The 18,003-nt window shown below is 67.1% G+C and carries 10 protein-coding genes and 1 pseudogene; 6 read left to right on the top strand and 5 right to left on the bottom strand.

Features of this window, described 5'->3' with window-relative positions:
- Positions 1-3: 3 nt before the first annotated feature.
- Together WG209_RS11025 and WG209_RS11020 are read right to left on the bottom strand one after the other, a co-directional pair.
- The gene (locus WG209_RS11025; protein WP_337175092.1) at positions 4-2,787 is read right to left on the bottom strand and encodes a DUF3854 domain-containing protein; all 2,784 of its coding nucleotides are present in this window, start codon (positions 2,785-2,787) and stop codon (positions 4-6) included.
- A gap of 288 nt (positions 2,788-3,075) precedes the next feature.
- Positions 3,076-3,492 (bottom strand): DUF1580 domain-containing protein, encoded by a 417-nt coding sequence (locus WG209_RS11020; protein ID WP_337175091.1) that lies wholly within the window; start codon positions 3,490-3,492, stop codon positions 3,076-3,078.
- 678 nt (positions 3,493-4,170) lie between these two features.
- Here WG209_RS11020 and WG209_RS11015 point away from each other — a divergent pair.
- The 4 genes and pseudogenes from WG209_RS11015 to WG209_RS11000 all read left to right on the top strand — a co-directional run.
- Positions 4,171-4,857: pseudogene (locus WG209_RS11015) on the top strand (transposase); the annotation flags it as partial.
- Between the two features lie 949 nt (positions 4,858-5,806).
- A complete protein-coding gene (locus tag WG209_RS11010) occupies positions 5,807-7,372 on the top strand; it encodes an efflux RND transporter periplasmic adaptor subunit (protein WP_337175090.1) in 1,566 nt (521 codons plus the stop codon).
- 26 nt (positions 7,373-7,398) lie between these two features.
- Positions 7,399-10,671 carry a CusA/CzcA family heavy metal efflux RND transporter gene (locus WG209_RS11005; RefSeq protein ID WP_337175089.1) on the top strand — a complete coding sequence of 1,091 codons (3,273 nt, stop codon included), beginning with the start codon at positions 7,399-7,401 and terminating at the stop codon, positions 10,669-10,671.
- 49 nt (positions 10,672-10,720) lie between these two features.
- The gene (locus WG209_RS11000; protein WP_337175088.1) at positions 10,721-12,349 is read left to right on the top strand and encodes a TolC family protein; all 1,629 of its coding nucleotides are present in this window, start codon (positions 10,721-10,723) and stop codon (positions 12,347-12,349) included.
- A gap of 32 nt (positions 12,350-12,381) precedes the next feature.
- On the opposite strand, the gene WG209_RS10995 is transcribed toward WG209_RS11000, so the two are convergent.
- Positions 12,382-12,636: a hypothetical protein gene (locus WG209_RS10995; protein ID WP_337175087.1), complete on the bottom strand. Its 255-nt coding sequence runs from the start codon at positions 12,634-12,636 to the stop codon at positions 12,382-12,384.
- Between the two features lie 335 nt (positions 12,637-12,971).
- On the opposite strand from WG209_RS10995, the gene WG209_RS10990 reads away from it, so the two are divergent.
- The gene (locus tag WG209_RS10990; RefSeq protein ID WP_337175086.1) at positions 12,972-15,323 is read left to right on the top strand and encodes a heavy metal translocating P-type ATPase; all 2,352 of its coding nucleotides are present in this window, start codon (positions 12,972-12,974) and stop codon (positions 15,321-15,323) included.
- 654 nt (positions 15,324-15,977) lie between these two features.
- Here WG209_RS10990 and WG209_RS10985 read toward each other — a convergent pair.
- Positions 15,978-16,532, bottom strand: coding sequence for a transposase (locus WG209_RS10985; RefSeq protein WP_337175085.1), 555 nt, complete (start codon positions 16,530-16,532; stop codon positions 15,978-15,980).
- A gap of 268 nt (positions 16,533-16,800) precedes the next feature.
- On the opposite strand from WG209_RS10985, the gene WG209_RS10980 reads away from it, so the two are divergent.
- Positions 16,801-17,379, top strand: coding sequence for a class I SAM-dependent methyltransferase (locus WG209_RS10980; RefSeq protein ID WP_337175084.1), 579 nt, complete (start codon positions 16,801-16,803; stop codon positions 17,377-17,379).
- Positions 17,380-17,600: 221 nt separating this feature from the next.
- On the opposite strand, the gene WG209_RS10975 is transcribed toward WG209_RS10980, so the two are convergent.
- Complete coding sequence (locus WG209_RS10975) at positions 17,601-17,801, bottom strand: hypothetical protein (RefSeq protein ID WP_337175083.1); 201 nt, start codon at positions 17,799-17,801, stop codon at positions 17,601-17,603.
- Positions 17,802-18,003: the final 202 nt, after the last annotated feature.

Below are 18,003 nucleotides of genomic sequence, written 5' to 3'. Positions count from 1 at the left end.
GGATCAGGCCAGGAGGAGGTCGTCCCAGGGCAGGTCGTCGCGCCGACGTTCCTGCATGAGGTCCTCCAGCGGCGGGCCGTCGTAGTCGTCCTCGGTCCAGGCCGGGGCGTTGGAGGTCCGCTCGGCGAGGACCGCCTTGGCGTCCAGGTGGTAGAACCCCTGGCGGCTTCGGCGGTCGAGGAAGTCGCGCCTCGTCGTGTACTTCTTGCGGTGCTCGTCCCGGCCCAGGAGCTTGCCCGCCTCGAAGAGCGCGCGGCCGATGGTCTTCTCGCCGAAGGCCAGGTGCTGGCCCATGTCCCGCGCGAACTTCTGGAGCTCGGCGAAGGTCGCCTGGGGGATGAGGTACAAGCTGTCGCCGAGGATCCAGCCGACGCGCCGCCCCTGCGGCCAGTGGGCGAGGCGCGACTCCTCGGCGTCTTCCCCTAACTCCGGCCCCTCTCCGTCGCCCACGCCCCGCTCCTCCGCTCCCCCGGCCCCGGGCCCGTCCGATGCGGCGGCCGGCAGGCGCTTCTCCTGCCATCCCCACGCCTCGGGCGACTTGGCGGGGGACTTCCCGTCGGGGCCGGTCACGTGGACCCGGCCGCTGAGCAGTGCCGCGGAGAGCAGCGCGATGTATTGCTCCACCGGGTCGTTCTCGGCCTGCTGCAGGTTCTGCTCCTGGATCAGATAGCCGACGGCCTGGCCGAGTCGCCTCCAGAGGATGTGATACTCGCGTTCGTCGATCGCGCCCGCCGCCTCGGCGAACTCCAGGAAGACCTCGAACCTCGCCAGGAGATCGGCGACGGTTGTGGCCGTCCGCGGGTGCTTGCAACGTCCGCCGGCCCAGTAGTAACTCCGGATCTTATGCATCCTCGACCGGAATCCCGACCGGACCGCGTCCAGCTGGGGCGCGAGCCAGCGGATGTAGGCCGCCATGGCGGCGGCGTAGACCCCGTCGTCGGCGTCCCTCTGGCAGGCCCTGAGTCGCTTCCCATGGCTCGGGTCGAGCAGGTCGACGCCCCGGAAGTCGAGCCGGAGCATGCGCGCCACCAGGGACTGGCCGTCCGGCGTGGCTTCCGCCGTGGAGTAGATCACCCCGCGCGGCGGCCGGGGCGGCCTCGACGACCCGTCGCGACCGCTGCGGCCCCGGCCGCTGCCGTTGCCCTGGGCCCTCATGACACGGTCGGCCTCGCGCTGCGACCGCTCGACGTCCGCCTTCGACCCCTTCGGCACCCAGTCGTCGAGGACCAGCAGCGCGTCCTTGGCGAGAAAGGCGAGCGTCTCGTTGTAGTTGGCGGTCGACGTCCAGGAGCCCGGCAGGTTCTCGTGATTCATCCGCCGCCCCCAGTGCTGCTGGAGCAGGCCGGCGAGCACGGACTTTCCCCGGCCGGTCGAGCCGTCGGCCCAGCCGCCGAAGCGGGCGTCGCCGAGCACGGCGCCCCAGGCGAGGGCGTAGGCGGGCATCGCGACGTGGTCGGGCGCGAGGCGCGTGAGCCGGAGGCTGGCCCTGACCGCTTTCCTCAAGGCCTGCCCCGTAGGCGGTTCGGGCAGTTCGTAATCGGTCAGCGGTGGCTGCAGCCGCACGCCCACGCCCACGGCCGTGGTAACACCGCCAGGGGATGGGCCCTTGGGCCCCGGCCCTTGCAAATCCTTGGATGACAGTGGATTGGCCGTGGGCCCATCACGGAAAACCTGGATCGCGCCGGTCCCGGCGTCCGGGCCGATGGCTCCACCGGCATGGAGGTAGAAGTGCTCGCCGCCGATCTCCACCCAGCCGATATGCGTGAAGAGCCGGGCCTCCCGGATGTCCCGGAGCGAAAGGCGCTGGATCGCCTCCCGGGCCAGGTCCCGGGCCTCGCGGCCGGCGGCGAGGACGGCGCGGGCGCCAAGCATGGGGGCGACCCATTCCATGCCCACGAAGTCCTCGGCCCGCACGAGGACGCTCCTGGCCTCGCCTTCGACGACCGCCTCGACCTCGAACTCTCGGTGCTCCTCGACTCCGTCCGAGACGATGAACTCGGTCGCGATGCGCGCGGTGAAGTTGGCGAGCTGCCTCGCGGTCTCCCCGTCCCTGTGGCGGATGCGCTGGAAGAGCCCGTCGGGCCCGGCGAAGAACCGCGGTGCGTCCTCGTCGGCGTCGTCGCCCCGGGCAGCGGGCGCGACGTCCACGTCAGGGAGGGCCATCAGCTCATCGACCGAGCGGCCCGCGGCCAGGAAATCGTCGAGCCCGACCTTCTGCCCGCCCGGGCCGGCCGCGAGCCCGAGCACGCGGACCGCCGCGCCTCGCGCCTCGAGGCGACGCTTGAGGCGGGCGGCTGCGGCGCGGACCTGGGGATTGAGGGCGACGTCCGAGTCGAAGACGATGCAAGCGGGCCGGCCGTCGAGCGGGATGCGATCCCAGAACTCCTCGTGGGCCTCTTCCTTCGGCCCCCAGACGCCGATCAACCCGAGGCAGCAGAGCCCCCGGCTGATGGCCGAGTCGGCCTTGCGTATGCCCTCGGTGACGAACAGCGGCACCGACGCATCCAGGGCCTCCGCGCGGATGCGGGGCAGCACGTCGATCGCGAGGCGGGAGCCGGCGGGCGTCTCGTACTTGATCGCCTTGCCGTCCTTGTAACGCGGACTATCGGGCCGGACCTGGAAGGTAGGCTTCCCGTCGAGGTCATGGGAAGGCACCAGGAGGGCGGGGGCGAGGAGGCCGCTGAGGTCGCGGCTGAAGCCGAGCCGGCGGAGTTCCGCGGGGCTCTCGACGGTCCGATAGCCCCGCTCCGCGATGACGTCTACGGAGATGGACGATGCTTCGAGCAACCGTCGATGGGCTTCGGAGAGATGAACGGGACGAGACTCGTCGGTGGGCATGAGACTGGTTCCTCCTGTTGCGGACTCGATGCGATGTCGGGGGATGTGGATGCAGCGGGGAGGTCGGACTAGACGCCGGGACGCCGGCGCCTCGAAGATCTCGTGGAACGTGTGAGGGTGGCTCACGAGCCATGGTCGTGCGGGAGCCGGCCGGCCGCCGGTCGTTGCTGGGGCGCGTAGCCCGGCCGCCCGGCGCCGGGTAAGCAGCGATCCGGGAGCGATGACGGGAGCTGGATGTCAGAGGCCGTTGCGCTCAAGCTCACAACGGACTCGGCGACGCCGCTCGGCGAGGTTCGAAGCGGGCGCGGCCGTGGGGGGAGCCGCGTCGCGTCCGGATGTTTCGCCAGGCGAAGCACGCCGGTCGAGCTCGGACATCCGGCGGATGAAGGATTCGAGGCTCGCCATCGACGTGAAACGCTGGTTGCCGATGCGGACGCATCCCAGCACGACGCCCCGATAGCCGGTCGTCCACCAGCGGTGGACGGTCGCGACGTGCAGCTTCCGGCCGCGCCGTCGGCGAGGCAGGATCTCCGTCACGTCGCGTGCGGAGAGGAGCCGATCGGGGGCCGGCGAAGTCCGGGCGTCCGGTTCACGAGGGTCGATGAGCGCGGATAGGGGCGGGGTCCCCGTTTCGGGGATGGGTTCGCTGAACATGGGCGGATTCTCTTCGCGACGCCGGGGGCGGGAAGAGTATCTTGCACGGCGATGGGATGGCCCGATCGGACGCCCCGTCGCGGCAAGACCCTCCCCGCGTCCCCGTTAAGGGGTGGTGGGGGAATTGGGTCATGCCGTGCCAGCGATTGGGGCATCGCCGCGACGCGGCTCCCACTGGGCGACGATCTCGTCGCCCTCGGGCAGCGACCGCCTTGGCAACCGCGTCGATCCGACTCGACGGGATTCCACGCGCGAATCCTCGGGCCGGCCCGGAAGGTCCGTTCCCGACGCGTTACAACGGTCCAGTTGAGAGGTCGATTTGGGAGGATGCCCGCCGAAATCGGGACGAAGGAAAGTTTCCCGTCGACCTCGCCAGTCATCTTCGGGAGGGCCCGTCGATTCGTCAAGCACAAATCCGGATCGGCGTGGTCAGCTGACGTCCCGAGTGGTTCGCTGTCCCGAAGATCAGGATACGGTCGAAGAGCGGAGAGGGGACCCGGCTGGTTTGCCCGCCATGGGGAGCGTCGCCATCGACCGATCGACTACGGGGGGCTGGATGGCAAATCGGGAACGCTCGGCATCCCGGCCTTCCAGGTCCCGCAGCTCGTCGCCTTGGCAGGGGTTTTGAACTACAGGCCGCCGACGGGCTCGGTTCAGCGCATGAATTAGTCAAGAAACATCGCCGATGCCGAATGGGCGTTCGTCGCGCCTTGCCTCCCCCTGCTCCCCGGGTACGCCGCCCCGCGCGTCCTCGGCCTCGGAGACGCCCTCGACGCGGTCCGCTGGATCGTGCGGAGCGGGGTGCCGTGGCGGGCTCTGTCCATCGGATCCCCCCTGGCGTAAGGTCTACCTGAGGACGAGGACGCGGCGCTGGCTGGCAGCCGGCCGCTTCGAGGCGATAATCCACGACCTCCGCGCCCTGCCACGGATGGCCGGAGGCCGCGACGCCGAGCCGACGGCCTAGGAGCGCAAGCGGGAGTCCAAGATCCATGTCGCCCTGGACACGGCGGGGCAGATTCTGGCGCCGCGCGTCTCGCAGGACGACGAGCAGGATCAGCCCACGTCGGCGCGCTTTGCCAGGCGGTCCAGCGGGCGGGCGGCCAGTCGGTGGAGGTCGCGTTCGTCGACCAGGGCCACACCGGGGACGACGCCGAGGCCGACGCGGCGAGCGAGGGGATCCACGTGGAGGTGGTCAAGCTGCCGGAGGCGAAGCGGGGCTTCGTCCTGCTGCCGCGGCGCTGGGTGGTCGAGCGTACGTTCGGCTGGGCCTCGCGGTTCCGCCGCCTGGCGAAGGCTTACGAGCGGCTCCAGTCCGTCCCGGCGGGCATGCACTACGTCGCCTTCGGCCTGCTCATGCTCCAGAAGGCGAAGACGCACCTCCCCTGCATATCACACCATCCTTTAAGTCTCGATCCTTCGATACGAGATAGCACAAATGAAGGCCTGAATTCGGGGGGCATGTGGGGAAGACTCGCGGCACTTCGTCCCCCCGGATGCGAGGCGGTCCTGTTCGCAGTGCCCTCGCGCGATGCGACGCGGGCCGCCAGCTAAGCACACGGGTTCGGAGCCGGGGAAATTACACACACGCCCATCGGCGAGCCAAGACCCATCAACGTCGCCCTGTTATGGTCCCGACTGCAGTCGGCACGGAGGACCTGCCGATAGAAGCATCGAGAGCCTCGAAGTGGTGGCAGTCGCTCGACTGCCGGAGGTTGACGCAACCTCGTCGTCCCTTATGATGAGAGAAGGTCCGGTCTTTCGCGTGGAGAGCCCTGCGTGCGTGCGTTCTTGACAGCGATTCTGGCGTTCGTGATCGCGTCCTGCCCGGTTCTCTGTGGCGCGGACGAGATTGGCCACAGCGCGCACCATGAACGGGCTGCGGATACTTCGAACGATCACGGTTCTCAGGACAGCTGCCCTGATAGCGCCGATAATTGCGTCTGCCGCGGAGCAGTCCAGAGGACCGACGGAAAGCCTGTCGTACCCGACCTCGCCTACGCCGTCCACCTCTTCCACTTTGCGCCCCCGGTCCACCTCCCGCTCTCTCTCTGCAGCCTCACGTCCCAGGGTTCGCCCAACGACCTCGCTAGTTGGGGAGATTCCCTGACCATCCGCGCGCTGCTCCAAAATTTCCGCTGCTAAAGAAACCCCTCCTCACACGGTCCCTGCTGGGTGCCGCTGCGCGCCCGCGGAAGTGATCGCTTGCGCCCGTCATCGGGCCGCCAATCCCGACCACAGATGATATTACGTTCGCAGGGCCGGCTCTCGATGCCGGCCCCCGCGCGCCCATCTCCCGGGTAGGAAGGGGTTACTCTTGAATCGCTTGATCGCGCCTTCTGCGGCCGCCGTCGCCGCTATAGTCATTATCGGCGCGGCCGTGGCCGTGGCCCGTCCCGAGTGGCTGCCATCCGCGCTCCACGGCCAGATCGGGCTCGCTCCCGAGTCGGCCCCGGCGGAGGCGGGGCTCTTCTGCAAGGAGCACGGGGTGCCCGAGAAGTTCTGCACCCTCTGCCACGAGGAGCTCAAGGAGAAGCTCCTCCTCTGCGCGGAGCACGGCGGCATCCCCGAGGACATCTGCACGCTGTGCCACCCGGAGGTGAAGGACGGGCTGAAGATCGTCGTATGCGAAGAGCACGGCCTGCCAGAGTCCTTCTGCGCTCAATGCGGCAGGGGGCCTTCGGCGTCCTCCGACGCCCTCGACGACGGCTGGTGCGCCACGCATAATAAGCCCGAGTCGTTCTGCCTGGAGTGCCAGCTTGACCCGGAGGCTCACTTATCACCCGGTGCGAAGGTTTGTCTTGAGCCGCTCCCGATCGTGAGGCTCGCCTCGGCCGAACTCTCGAGACAAGTCGGGATCGAGACGGCGCTGGCCACCGAGGTCACCCATGCTCACAAGCTGACATTCAACGCCGAAACGGCCTACGATGCGAACCATTACGCAGAGATTGCCCCCCGAGTCGTTGGCTTCTTGCACGACGTGCGCGTTGATCTTGGGCGGGTCGTGAAACAGGGAGAAGTGCTCGCGGTTGTCGACTCGGCCGAGGTGAGCTCCGCGAAGGCCCAACTGATTACCGCCAGGGCTTCCCTCGACCTCGCCCAGGTCACCTACGAACGTACCAAATCGCTCTCTCAAACCGGTGCAATAGCGGTGAAGTCCGAGCTCGAGGCGCGGACGGCGCTCAACCAAGCCAAAGCTTCCTCGCTTGACGCGGAGCAGAAGCTCAGGAATTTCGGTTTCGACGACGAGCGACTCAGCCGGATCGTCGAAGACCAAGATACGAAGTCCCTTCTCGACGTCGTCGCACCGCTCGACGGTCAGGTTGTGATGCGGCACGCCGTGAAGGGCGAGCCTGTCCAGGCTACGGATCCCATTTTTGCCGTAACGGACACTTCGACACTGTGGCTATGGATCGACGTCTACGAGTCCGATCTCGCGGCGCTTAAGCCCGGACAGCCTGTGACCCTCACCGTATCGGGCGGCGACGACGAGACGTTTTCGGGTCGATTGAATTGGATCGGCACCGAAGTCAATCAGCAGACGCGCACCACTCGGGTCCGCGCCGAGCTCGAGAACCGGGGCGAGAAACTCCGCGCCAACCAGTTCGGCCAGGCGGAGATCCAACTCGGCGACGAGCACAAGGCCGTGGTGGTGCCGAAGCTCGCCGTGCAGCGGAAGGACAATGTCGACGTCGTCTTCCTCCCCCAGGAAGAGGGCGGCGTCTACCGCCCGCAACGGGTCACGACGAAGCCCGCCGATAAGCGAGACGCCCTGGAAGTGACCTGGGGACTAAAGGCCGGGCAGCGCGTCGTCACGAAGGGTGCCTTCTTGCTGAAGACCGAGATCATGAAGGGCGCAATCGGCGCCGGGTGCTGCGAATAAACCCGACGCCGCATGGAGGATCCGCGATGCTCACCGCCCTGATCGATTTCAGTTTGAAGAACCGGTTCGTCGTCCTGCTCATGGCGGGCATCCTCGTCACCCTCGGGGTCCGGGCGGCCACGCGCCTGCCGCTCGACGCCTTCCCCGACACGACGCCCGTCCAGGTGCAGGTCAACACGAACGTCCCGGAGCTGTCGCCCGAGGAGGTCGAGCGGCTCATCACCTTTCCCGTCGAATACGCGATGGGGGGGCTGAAGGGCCTCGAAGAGGTCCGCTCGGTCTCGAAGTTCGGGCTCTCGCAGGTCGTCCTCATCTTCTCCGACGACACCGACGTCTACTTCGCCCGCCAGCAGATCAACGAGCGGCTCGGCGAGGTGGAACTCCCCGAGGGGACCGCCCGCCCGACGATGGGCCCGGTCGCCACGGGGCTCGGCGAGGTCTACCACTACCTCCTGTCGAGCGAGAACCCCGAATACGGCCTGACCGAGCTGCGGACCCTGCAGGACTGGGTCATCCGCCCCCGGCTCCGGCGGATCCCGGGGGTCGCCGAGATCAACCCCTGGGGCGGGCTGGCCAAGCAGTTCGAGGTGCTCGCCGATCCCATAAAGCTCGCCAAGTTCGGCCTGACCCTGGACGAACTCGCCCTGGCGCTCCGGGAGAACAACAAGAACGTCGGCGGCGGTTACATCGTTCGGAGCGGCGAGTCGAGCCTCGTGCAGGGCATCGGCCGGACCACGACGCTCGACGAGATCTCCTCGGTCGTCATCAAGGCGGTCGACGGGGTGCCGATCCGCGTCAAGGACGTCGGAGAGGTCGCCGTCGGCCACGTCATCCGCCGGGGCGGCACGACCGCCGACGGCAAGGGCGAGGTGGTACTGGGCCTCGCCTTCATGCGGATGGGTGAGAACTCGCGCGACGTCACCATCGCGCTCGACGAGGCGATGGACGACGTCAAGCGGGCGCTGCCCCCGGGCGTCACGATCGACGTGGCTTACAAGCGGACCGACCTGGTCAATCAGGTCCTCCACACGGTGGAGAAGAATCTCTTCGAAGGCGCCATCCTGGTCATCGCCGTGCTCTTCGCCTTCCTCGGGAACTTCCGGGCCGGGCTGATCGTGGCGAGCGTCATCCCGCTGTCGATGCTGTTCGCGGTGACGATGATGGAAAAGGTAGGCATCGCGGGAAGCCTGATGAGCCTCGGCGCCATCGACTTCGGGCTCGTCGTGGACAGCTCGGTCGTGATGGTCGAGAACTCCGTGCGGCACCTCGCGCACGACCGTAGCGACCGCCCGAAGCTCGACGTCATCCGCGACGCCGCGGTCGAGGTGAGGAAGCCGACGATGTTCGGCGAGCTGATCATCATGATCGTCTACCTGCCGATCCTCACCCTCCAGGGCGTCGAGGGCAAGCTCTTCCGGCCGATGGCGCTCACCGTCGTCTTCGCGCTGCTGGGTTCGATGGTGATGTCGCTGACGCTGATTCCGGTGCTCGCCTCGGTCGGCCTCTCGCGCCGGGAGAAGGACAAGGAGACTTTCATCGACCGGATGGCCCACAAGATTTTCCAGCCGATCCTCCATCTCGGCCTCAAATTCCCGTGGCCGACGCTCGTCGTCGTGGGGGCGATCACCGTCGGCGCGACGATCCTGGGCCTCGGCTTGGGGTCGGAATTCGTCCCCCGGCTCAACGAGGGCTCCATCGTCATCAACACCGTGCGCCTGGCGAGCGTGTCGCTCGAGGAGTCGCTCGAGTACGGGACGCATGTCGAGGCCATCCTGAAGGACGCCTTCCCCGACGAGATCGAGTCGATCTGGAGCCGGACCGGTACCGCGGAAGTCGCGACCGATCCGATGGGTTTCGAAGTCAGCGACGTCTATGTGATGCTGAAACCACGCGAGGGGTCGTACTTGCTCGAAAGGCCGGAGCTCCTAAGCACCCCCGCTGCGTGGTGGCGTTACTGGACCCAGGAGCCGGTCGGCGGCTGGAAGAAGGCCGAGACGCAGGACGAGCTGGTCGCGGAGATGGCGGAGGTCACCGAGAAGCTCCCCGGCATGCGGGCCGTCTACAGCCAGCCGATCGAGCTGCGGATCAACGAGATGGTCGCCGGCATCCGGGCCGACCTCGGGATCAAGATCTTCGGGCCCGACCTCGAGGTCTTGAAGGAGAAGGCGGCCGAGGTCGAGCGGGTCGTGAAGGAAATACGAGGTGCCGCCGACGTCTCGTCGGAGCAGATCACGGGCCTGCCGGTGTTGCGCGTCGTGGTCGACCGCCAGGCGATCTCACGCTACGGCGTCTCGGCCCGCCAGGTGCTCGACGCCGTGTCCGAGGCCGGCGGGATGAAGGTCGGCGAAGTCATCGAGCTCGACCGCCGCTTCCCACTCGCCATCCGCCTCCCGGAGGAGTACCGGGACGACCCTCGCGCGCTGGAGAAGATCCTCTTCACCACGGCCTCCGGACAGCGGCTGCCGCTCACGCGGCTCGCAAGGCTCGAGGAGGTGACCGGCCCGTCGACCATCCAGCGCGAATGGGGGGAGCGCCGCATCATAGTCCAGTCCAACGTCCGCGGCCGAGACATCGGGTCGTTCGTCGACGAGGCGCAGGCCAAGATCGCCGCTCAAGTGAAGCTCGATGGCGAGTATCGCATCGAGTGGGGCGGCCAGTTCGAGAACATGCAGCGGGCCGAGACGCGGCTCCTCATCGTCGTGCCGCTGGCGCTGGCCCTGATCCTGAGCCTGCTCTACCTGACGTTCCACTCCCTCCGCGACGCGCTGATGATCTTCAGCGGCGTCCTCTTCGCCCGGGTCGGCGGCGTCCTGGGCCTGTGGGTCATGGGCCTGCCTTTCACCATCTCGGCGGGGGTCGGGTTCGTGGTGCTGGCCGGAGCGTCGATGCTCGAAGGGCTCATCCTCGTCAGCTACATCCGCGACAAGATGGCCCAGGGCCTGCCCAAGCGCGAGGCCATCGAGGCGGCCCGCCTCGCCCGGCTCCGGCCGGTCCTCATGACGGGCACCGTCGCGTCGCTCGGCTTCGTCCCCATGATGCTCGCGACGGGCATCGGGGCCGAGGTCCAGAGGCCGCTCGCGACCGTCGTCGTCTTCGGCATGGCCTGCGACACGTTCCTGACCATGCTCGCGTTGCCCGTGCTCTATCTCCTCTTCGGGAAAGGCCCTAGCGTCGCGGCCGGTACGCGGGGCGACGACGGTCAAGGCCCCGGGCCCGAGCCTCCGCCGGCCCCGGACGTTTCGCCCGGCACCGTTAAGCGCGGCGAGAACCTTCAGGCACTGGAAACGATACCGGTCTAAGCACCTTTCGCAAGACACGGTGGTCCCGTGAAACGACCAGGAGGGTACCATGCGGTTCACGAGTCAACGCGCGTTGTCGGGAGTCGTTGTGTCGGCCGGGCTGTTACTGACCGGTGCCCAGGCTCGCGGCCAGGGGGCTGCGGCGCTCGCCGACGACATCGTCGCGATCTCCGCGGGCCGTCGAGCCCAGGAGCGGGCTCGCGACAGCACGTTCCTCGGCCCGGTGCACGGCATCGCCGAGCGCCCGTTCCCCAGGATCGCGGGGGCGGACGAGCCCAGGCTGGGCGGGCGCTCCATCTCCCCGAGGCCCATCGACGTCCTCTCGGCGGCATCCAGGCCCGATCTCGCCGGGGGCATCGGCGATCGCCGCCAGGGCATTCTGCCTCCCGCGATCCCGGAGACGTCCTCGGCGACGATTCCGCTCTATGGGCCCCTGGAGCTCCCCGCAGTTGATGATGAGGGCCCCGAAAGCGGTCTGACCCTCGAGCAATCGATCGCGGGAGTCATCAGCTCGAACCCCGAGCTCGCGGTCAAGTTCCAGGAGCTACCGAAGGCCGAGGCCGACATCCTGACCGCAAGCCTCTGGGGAAACCCGCTAGTATTTGCGAGCGCCGACAGCGCCCCGTACGGGAAATACTCGCCCCAGCGGCCCGGCTCAAACAGCTACGGCGTCACAGTCGTCCAACCGTTCGACGTGAACGGGAAGATCAGGGCGCGCACCCGACTCGCCGTGACGGCTAGGAGCGTGCTCGAGGCGCAATACCAGGACGCCGTTCGGCTCGAACTCGAGAAGCTCCACGTCGCGTGGACCGACGCGTTGGCCGCCCGGACTTCGGTTCAGTATTTGAAGACGAGCCTCTTGGGCTACGAGACGCTCCTGCGCACGATCGAGGAGCGGGTCTCCAAGGAGGTCGCGCCGGAAACCGACCTCGACACGGCGATCATTCAGCAGGAGACAGCCACGGTCGCCTACGAGGAGGCCGTCACGCGCTACCGGCAGGCAAAGCGCGCCGTGGCCCTGCTCTTAGGAATTCCCTCCGCCCAGGCCGACCAGATCGAGCTGCGCGGCACGATTCGAGACGTCGCGCCGCCCGCTCCGCCTCCGGAGGAGCTCGTGCACGTGGCGCTCACACACCGGCCCGACGTCGTTGCGACCCGGCTCGGGGTGCGCTCGGCGACGGCGAACGTTGACGTGCAACGTCGCGAGCGATTCCCGGACGTCTTCGCGCTCTACACCCCCTACGGCTTCGACGCGAATAACGACACCCCGGGGGCGAAGGGGGCGACGTCCTGGGGCGCGGGCGTGTTCGCCACCGTGCCGCTCTTCAATCGGAACCAGGGCAACATCCGCCGCGCCGAGCGGAACGTCCACCAGACCCAGCTCGAGCTCTCGGGGCTTGAGAGGCAGGTCGTGGCCGAGGTCGAAGGCGCTTCGCTCGAGTACGAATCTTCCCGGTCAGCCGTAGCCCGCTTCGAGAGGGTCGTCCTCCCGCGGTCGAAACGTCTCCGAGAGGAAAAGTTCCGCCTGTACACGTCCGGCCAGGAGGGCCTCCTCACGTACTTCGAAGCCCAGCGGGAATACAACGAGGCGATCCGTCAGTACCGGGACATCCTCATTCGCCACCGCAAGAGCATGCTCGCGCTCAATACGGCCGTCGGTCGAAGGGTGTTGCCGTGAGGAGGGCGTCGAGTGTCGCGCCCTCCGCATCGTCACTTAAAGAATGGCCGCGTCTCGCGGAATTCGTAGCTAAGGCGATCGGCACTCCCCCAGTAACCCGATGCCGACTTCTCGACGATCGCTTTCAGCGCCACGTGCCGGGCGGCCGAGACATTCCCGACGAAACGCCTCTCGTCGATCCACCCGGCATCGTTCTCGAGCCCTTTTGTGTCCTTTAACGAAGCGGCGATCAGGAGGGGCCCGAACGCGTCTCGGTTCTCACGCGCCTCGCTCGATGGCCTCCGCATCCCGAAATCCCGACCAATACCAGGAGCATAAGAGCGATTCTGCTTTGACCGTGGCGGTCGATCCGCCGGCATCGCCTATGTAAGGGGCTCGGTTTCACAGGTCGGTGCTGCATTATGATCGTCCGTCCATGGTCGTCGGCCAAAGCGATTTCGCCGACGCCGGAGTTGCGGAAGTCCGGCCAAACCGAGAGCCGGATTCCCTCCTTTTCGACTGTTCCGATACGTGACGCCGCTGGCACAGCGGTTCTGACCTTCGTAGCCCACGGAATTGAGCATCCGTATCGTGATGGTCGAGTGCCGATCGAGGTGGTATCTCTTCGAGACTGGATCGCCGCATGAAGACCACGACCATCGACCTGCCCATCCTCCTTCCCGACGTCCCCGACGAACACGACGCGTGCGTCAAGCGCCTCGAGGTTCTCCTACGAGGGTGCCCGGGGGTCGGCCAAGCTCATGTCAGAATGAACGAAGCAGGGAAACCGGTCCTCTGCCTCCACTACGACCCGGACGTCGTTGCGCTCGCGCAGGTCGAGCGACTCGCGAGGACTGCAGGTGCCGACGTGACCGAGCGGGTGGGGCACGTCCTCCTCCCCATTCACCTCGTAGCAGGGGAAGATGCAGCACGCAGAGTCGAGGCCGACCTCCGCCGCCTGGATGGGGTTCTAAGCGCCTCGGTGAGTCTGCCCGCTCAAGTCGCGCGGGTCGAGTTCGATCGTGCGAAGGTCTCTCGGGATAAAATCATCGTCGCACTCGACCAGGTCGTTCGACCCGGTGCAAGTCCCGCTCCAGCACGACTGAACGATGGCTGGTACGCGCGGCACAAAGAACTCGTTTGGAGCCTAATCGCGGGCATCCTGCTCGGCACAGCCTGGGCGGGCGAACGAGGGCTGGGCCTCCCCCACTCGGCGGCACTCGCCCTCTATGTCGCCTCCTATGGCTTTGGGGGCCTTGATCTCCTCGGCCATACGGTGAAGTCGCTCAGAAAAGGCCGCGTCCACCTCGACATCGACCTTCTCATGCTGCTCGCCGCCCTCGGAGCCGCCGCCCTCGGCGAGTGGGCCGAAGGGGCATTCCTCCTCTTCCTCTTCTCGTTCGCACACGCGCTAGAACATTTTGCCCTCGACAGGGCGAGGGGTGCCATTCGCGCGCTCGCTGACCTCGCTCCTCCCCTCGCACGCGTGCTGCATGACGGTATCGAGGCGGAAATTCCTGTTGGAGAGGTGAAAGCCGGAGACATCATAGTTGTACGTCCCGCCGAGCGGATCCCAGTCGATGGCACGATTCACTCCGGCCGGTCGGCCGTCGACCAGGCGCCGATCACGGGCGAGTCGGTGCCGGTCGAGAAGGAGCCCGGGGCCGAAGTCTTTGCAGGGACCATCAACGGACAAGGGGCGCTCGAGATCGAGACCACGCGCGCGGCCGGCGACAGGACGCTCGACCGCGTCATCAAGCTCGTCTCCGAGGCGCAGACGCAGAAGGCCCCGACCCAGCAGTTCACGGAGCGCTTTGAATCGGTTTTCGTCCCGACGGTTCTCGTGAGCGATCTCCTCCTCATCGTGGTTCCTCCGTGGCTCGGACTCTGGGACTGGCACACGAGTTTCTATCGAGGGATGGCGCTCCTAGTCGCGGCATCCCCCTGCGCCCTCGCGCTCGGCACGCCCGCCGCAGTGCTCGCGGCGATCGCACAAGCCGCACGCAAGGGCGTCTTGATAAAGGGCGGGGCGCATCTCGAGAACCTCGGATCGCTGAGGGCCATCGCGTTCGACAAGACGGGCACCCTCACCGAGGGGAGGCCCGAGGTCACCGACCTCGCCCCCGCTGCCGGAGTTGCGGAAAATGAGCTTCTTCGGATCGCGGCGAGCGTCGAGAAGAGGAGCGAGCATCCGCTCGCCCAGGCCGTCGTGCGGTGTGCCGAAGCGGGCAGACTTGAGCTACCCGAGGCCGGCGACCTAGAGAGCGTGACCGCGCGGGGCGTACGCTCGGCGGTTGATGGCGCACGGGTCGAAATCGGGACGCTTCGCTTGTGGGAAGCGGGCGAGGTCCCGAGCGAAATCCGTGAGAAAGTCGACGAGCTTCAGGCGGCGGGTCGGAGCACCATGGCGGTCCGGCACGCCGGGAGGTGGCTCGGAGTCATCGGAGTCGCCGACCGCCCACGGGGGGGCGTTAGGGGGGTCCTACAAAGGCTCCGTGGCAAGGGAATAGGCCCGCTCGTCATGCTCACCGGCGACAACCGCGGCGTCGGAGAAGCGATCGCGAAAGAAGTAGGTCTCGATGAGGTCAGGGCGGACCTGCTCCCTGAGGACAAGCTCACGGCGATACAAGAGATGCTCGCAGCGCACGGCCTGGTCGCCATGGTGGGCGATGGCGTAAACGATGCTCCCGCGCTAGCGTACGCTACCGTCGGCATCGCGATGGGCAGAGCAGGAACCGCGGTGGCGCTCGAGACTGCGGACGTTGCCTTGATGGGTGACGACCTCGAAAAGCTGCCGTTTGCGGTGGGATTGAGTAGGGCCGCGAGGGGCGTGATCCGCCAAAACCTCTACATCTCGCTTGGCGTGATAGCCCTCCTCGTCCTTGCCACCACCACGGGCTACATCGGAATCGGCCCGGCCGTCTTCGCCCACGAGGGTAGCACGCTCGTGGTGCTCGGCAACGCGCTGCGGCTGCTCGCCTACCATGAGTCGTGACGGCTGAGCGAGTTGCTGAGACGACCACGTTCCTCGGCCCGCCCTCGTTCGAGCCCCCTAGAAACAGGTCCTCGCCGCATCTTTCCCGACGCACGCCTTGCCCGTGCCGAAGTTCTGGCAGAAGCCCGACCCTTCATCGTGCTTCCAGGAGTGGCGGTCGGCGTCGCGCCCACGCATGTCCCCGTCCTTGTCGATGGTGGTGTCCCACGTGGGCCCGGCGTTAAATTTACACAATTTGATTCAATTACATGTGTTTTAGCTCTCTTTGAACAGCGTTGACAACCTTTACGCTGCCGGCGCAAGCGCGGCGAAGAGTAACTCGCGGATGGGGGGCGGGAGTTTCTGGATGGACGGGCCATCGGGGCGTGTGCAAAAACCCTTCCAACACAAATCCAGCGTCGGACGGCCGCCAGGGCGTCGGAGAAGGTAGCGACCGTCCTACCCGGCCAGGCTTTGGCAGCCTCGCCCCCTCGACGCGCGGGCGACCCAGGCCGCCGTAGGGCGGCGGGGACTCGAAGACGTTGGCCTTGTGAAGGAGCTTGCTCACCAGCGTCAGCCGCCCGCGGCGGCGATCCGCGAACCGGACCGGTTCGTGCGTCCCACAGGCCGAATCGCCGACGAAGACGAACCGACGGCCGGAGGACGAGTGGAGCATCAACCGCGGCAGCCGATCGCCTGCTGGACCGGCGTGCGATGGCGGCGCTTCGCGCGACGGTCGTCGGCCGGGTCGCGAGACAGGGCGACGAGCACGTGCAAAGCCCAGGGCCTCGCGGCAAACGGGAAGCGCGCCAGGATCGCGAGCACGACCCAATTGTGACCGGAGCGCCAGGCGGTGAAGGCGTGCGACGAGCGGACCGGGTCGCGATGCCGGGCCTCGCCGGAGACGCGCCGCCCCGGCTGGGGAAAGACGGTGTCGTCACCGGCCAGGACGATCTCGGCGTCGGCCGGGAGGAGGGCGACGACACGCCAGGCCAGGGCGCAGGCCAGGCGGAGCGGCGACCACCGGGCTTTCGAGAAGACGCGTCGGTAGCTGGAAGAAGCCCCGGCGGCCAGCGACCCTGCCGTCCGCGGCAGGTCGGCGACCGTGCGGCGGCCGACGGTCAGGATCGCCGACCCGAGCAAGGTCAGGAATCGGCGGAAAGTCGGCCGCGTGAAGATCGGGGCGAAATCGTCCCAAAGCCCGCGGGGAGTCTCGGGCAGGATGGCCACGAGTCCGTCCTCGGCCGGTGGGATCGAGAAGGTTGTTCAACCCCTCATCGTACCGCCCGAGGCGGGCTCAGAAACTGCACAAGCCGAGCTGATCCGCACGGGTCCGAGTTGTCCATTTGTAACTATAGACACATTTTGTCAATTTTCCGTCGCCGTAAGTTGGCAATCCCCAGCCTCCGCCCCCCGGTTCCAAGAGGATGTCATCTCTTTAAAATTCACGGTGGTCGGGCGAGGGCTGGACGGCGTTCACGGGAAGGGAGAGGGGCCGATGAAGGTACGTGAGAGCGGCATGCCGGACGAGACGTACTGGAACACGTTCTTCAACCCCGGCTGCATCCTCGAAAGGTTCGACTGTGCGGGGTCGAGCCGGGGGCTGGTCGAGTTCGGATGCGGCTATGGGCTCTTTACCCTCCCCGCCGCGCGGCTCGTTCAAGGGCAGGTCTTCGCCCTCGACATCGACCCGGAGATGGTGGCGACGACCGAGAAGAAAGCTCGGGACCATGGCCTCACGAACATCGTCGTGGAGCGGAGGGACTTCATCAAGGATGGCTGCGGGCGACCGGATGCGAGCGTCGATTACGCCATGCTCTTCAACATCCTCCACGTCGAAGACCCCGTTGGCCTCCTGCGGGAAGTTTTCCGGGTACTCGCCCCCGGCGGGAAGGCTGGCGTCATCCACTGGAGGTCCGACATCGAGACTCCCCGAGGTCCGTCCCTGGACATACGCCCCCACCCCGAGCAATGCCGAAGCTGGGGGCAGCAGGCCGGGTTGAGCTTCATCCGCTCCGAGGCCCTCGCCTGCTGCTCATACCACTTCGGGCTTCTTCTGGAGCGTCCCATCTCCTGAACGGCGTCGGTGAGGATTAGCGGGAAGACCGCCGGGGGGTCGTTGTCGGGGTTCGCGAACTCGATGGACCACGGACCCATGCCGTGAAGCTGGACGACGGTCTCCCCCTTGACCCAGACGAAGTGTTTAATCCCGGCGGGCCAATGGCCGAAAGTACCGGCGGGCATCGCCCGGCCCGCCTTCTCGTCGGACTTGGCGACCAGGCCGATGTTGAAGGTGACCTAGATGACCGCGACCCGCTCGGTCTCGGGATGGATGTGGGGCAGATTTCGGCAGCCGTCGGGCACCTTGACCCGGAACACGGACGGGCCTTCTTTGCCGAGACCGCCCCCCAACACGGCGATCAAGGCACCCTTCGGCAAGGACGGTGGGCCGACCTTCCATTTGATGTCAGCGGCGGCGAAGAGGTTGACTTCGCCCATTCTTTGGACGACAGCGTCAGGCCACTCATCCTGCAAGAGTCAGTAACAGATGACGCTTGCGGCGAGGACGGTCCAGCCCGCTTGGATGACCAACAGGCGGTCGTAGCGGCCTCGCATCCGTCAGCCAGCCGATGGTCCGCTCGACCACCCAGCGGACCTTCCCCAGGCCGCTGCCGTGCGGCGTCTTACGCCTGGCGATGTG

Source organism: Paludisphaera sp., from assembly GCF_037189885.1.
GTDB lineage: Bacteria > Planctomycetota > Planctomycetia > Isosphaerales > Isosphaeraceae > Paludisphaera.
The sequence above is the reverse complement of the archived record's forward strand: the minus strand, read 5'-3'. Positions and strand labels throughout refer to the sequence as shown.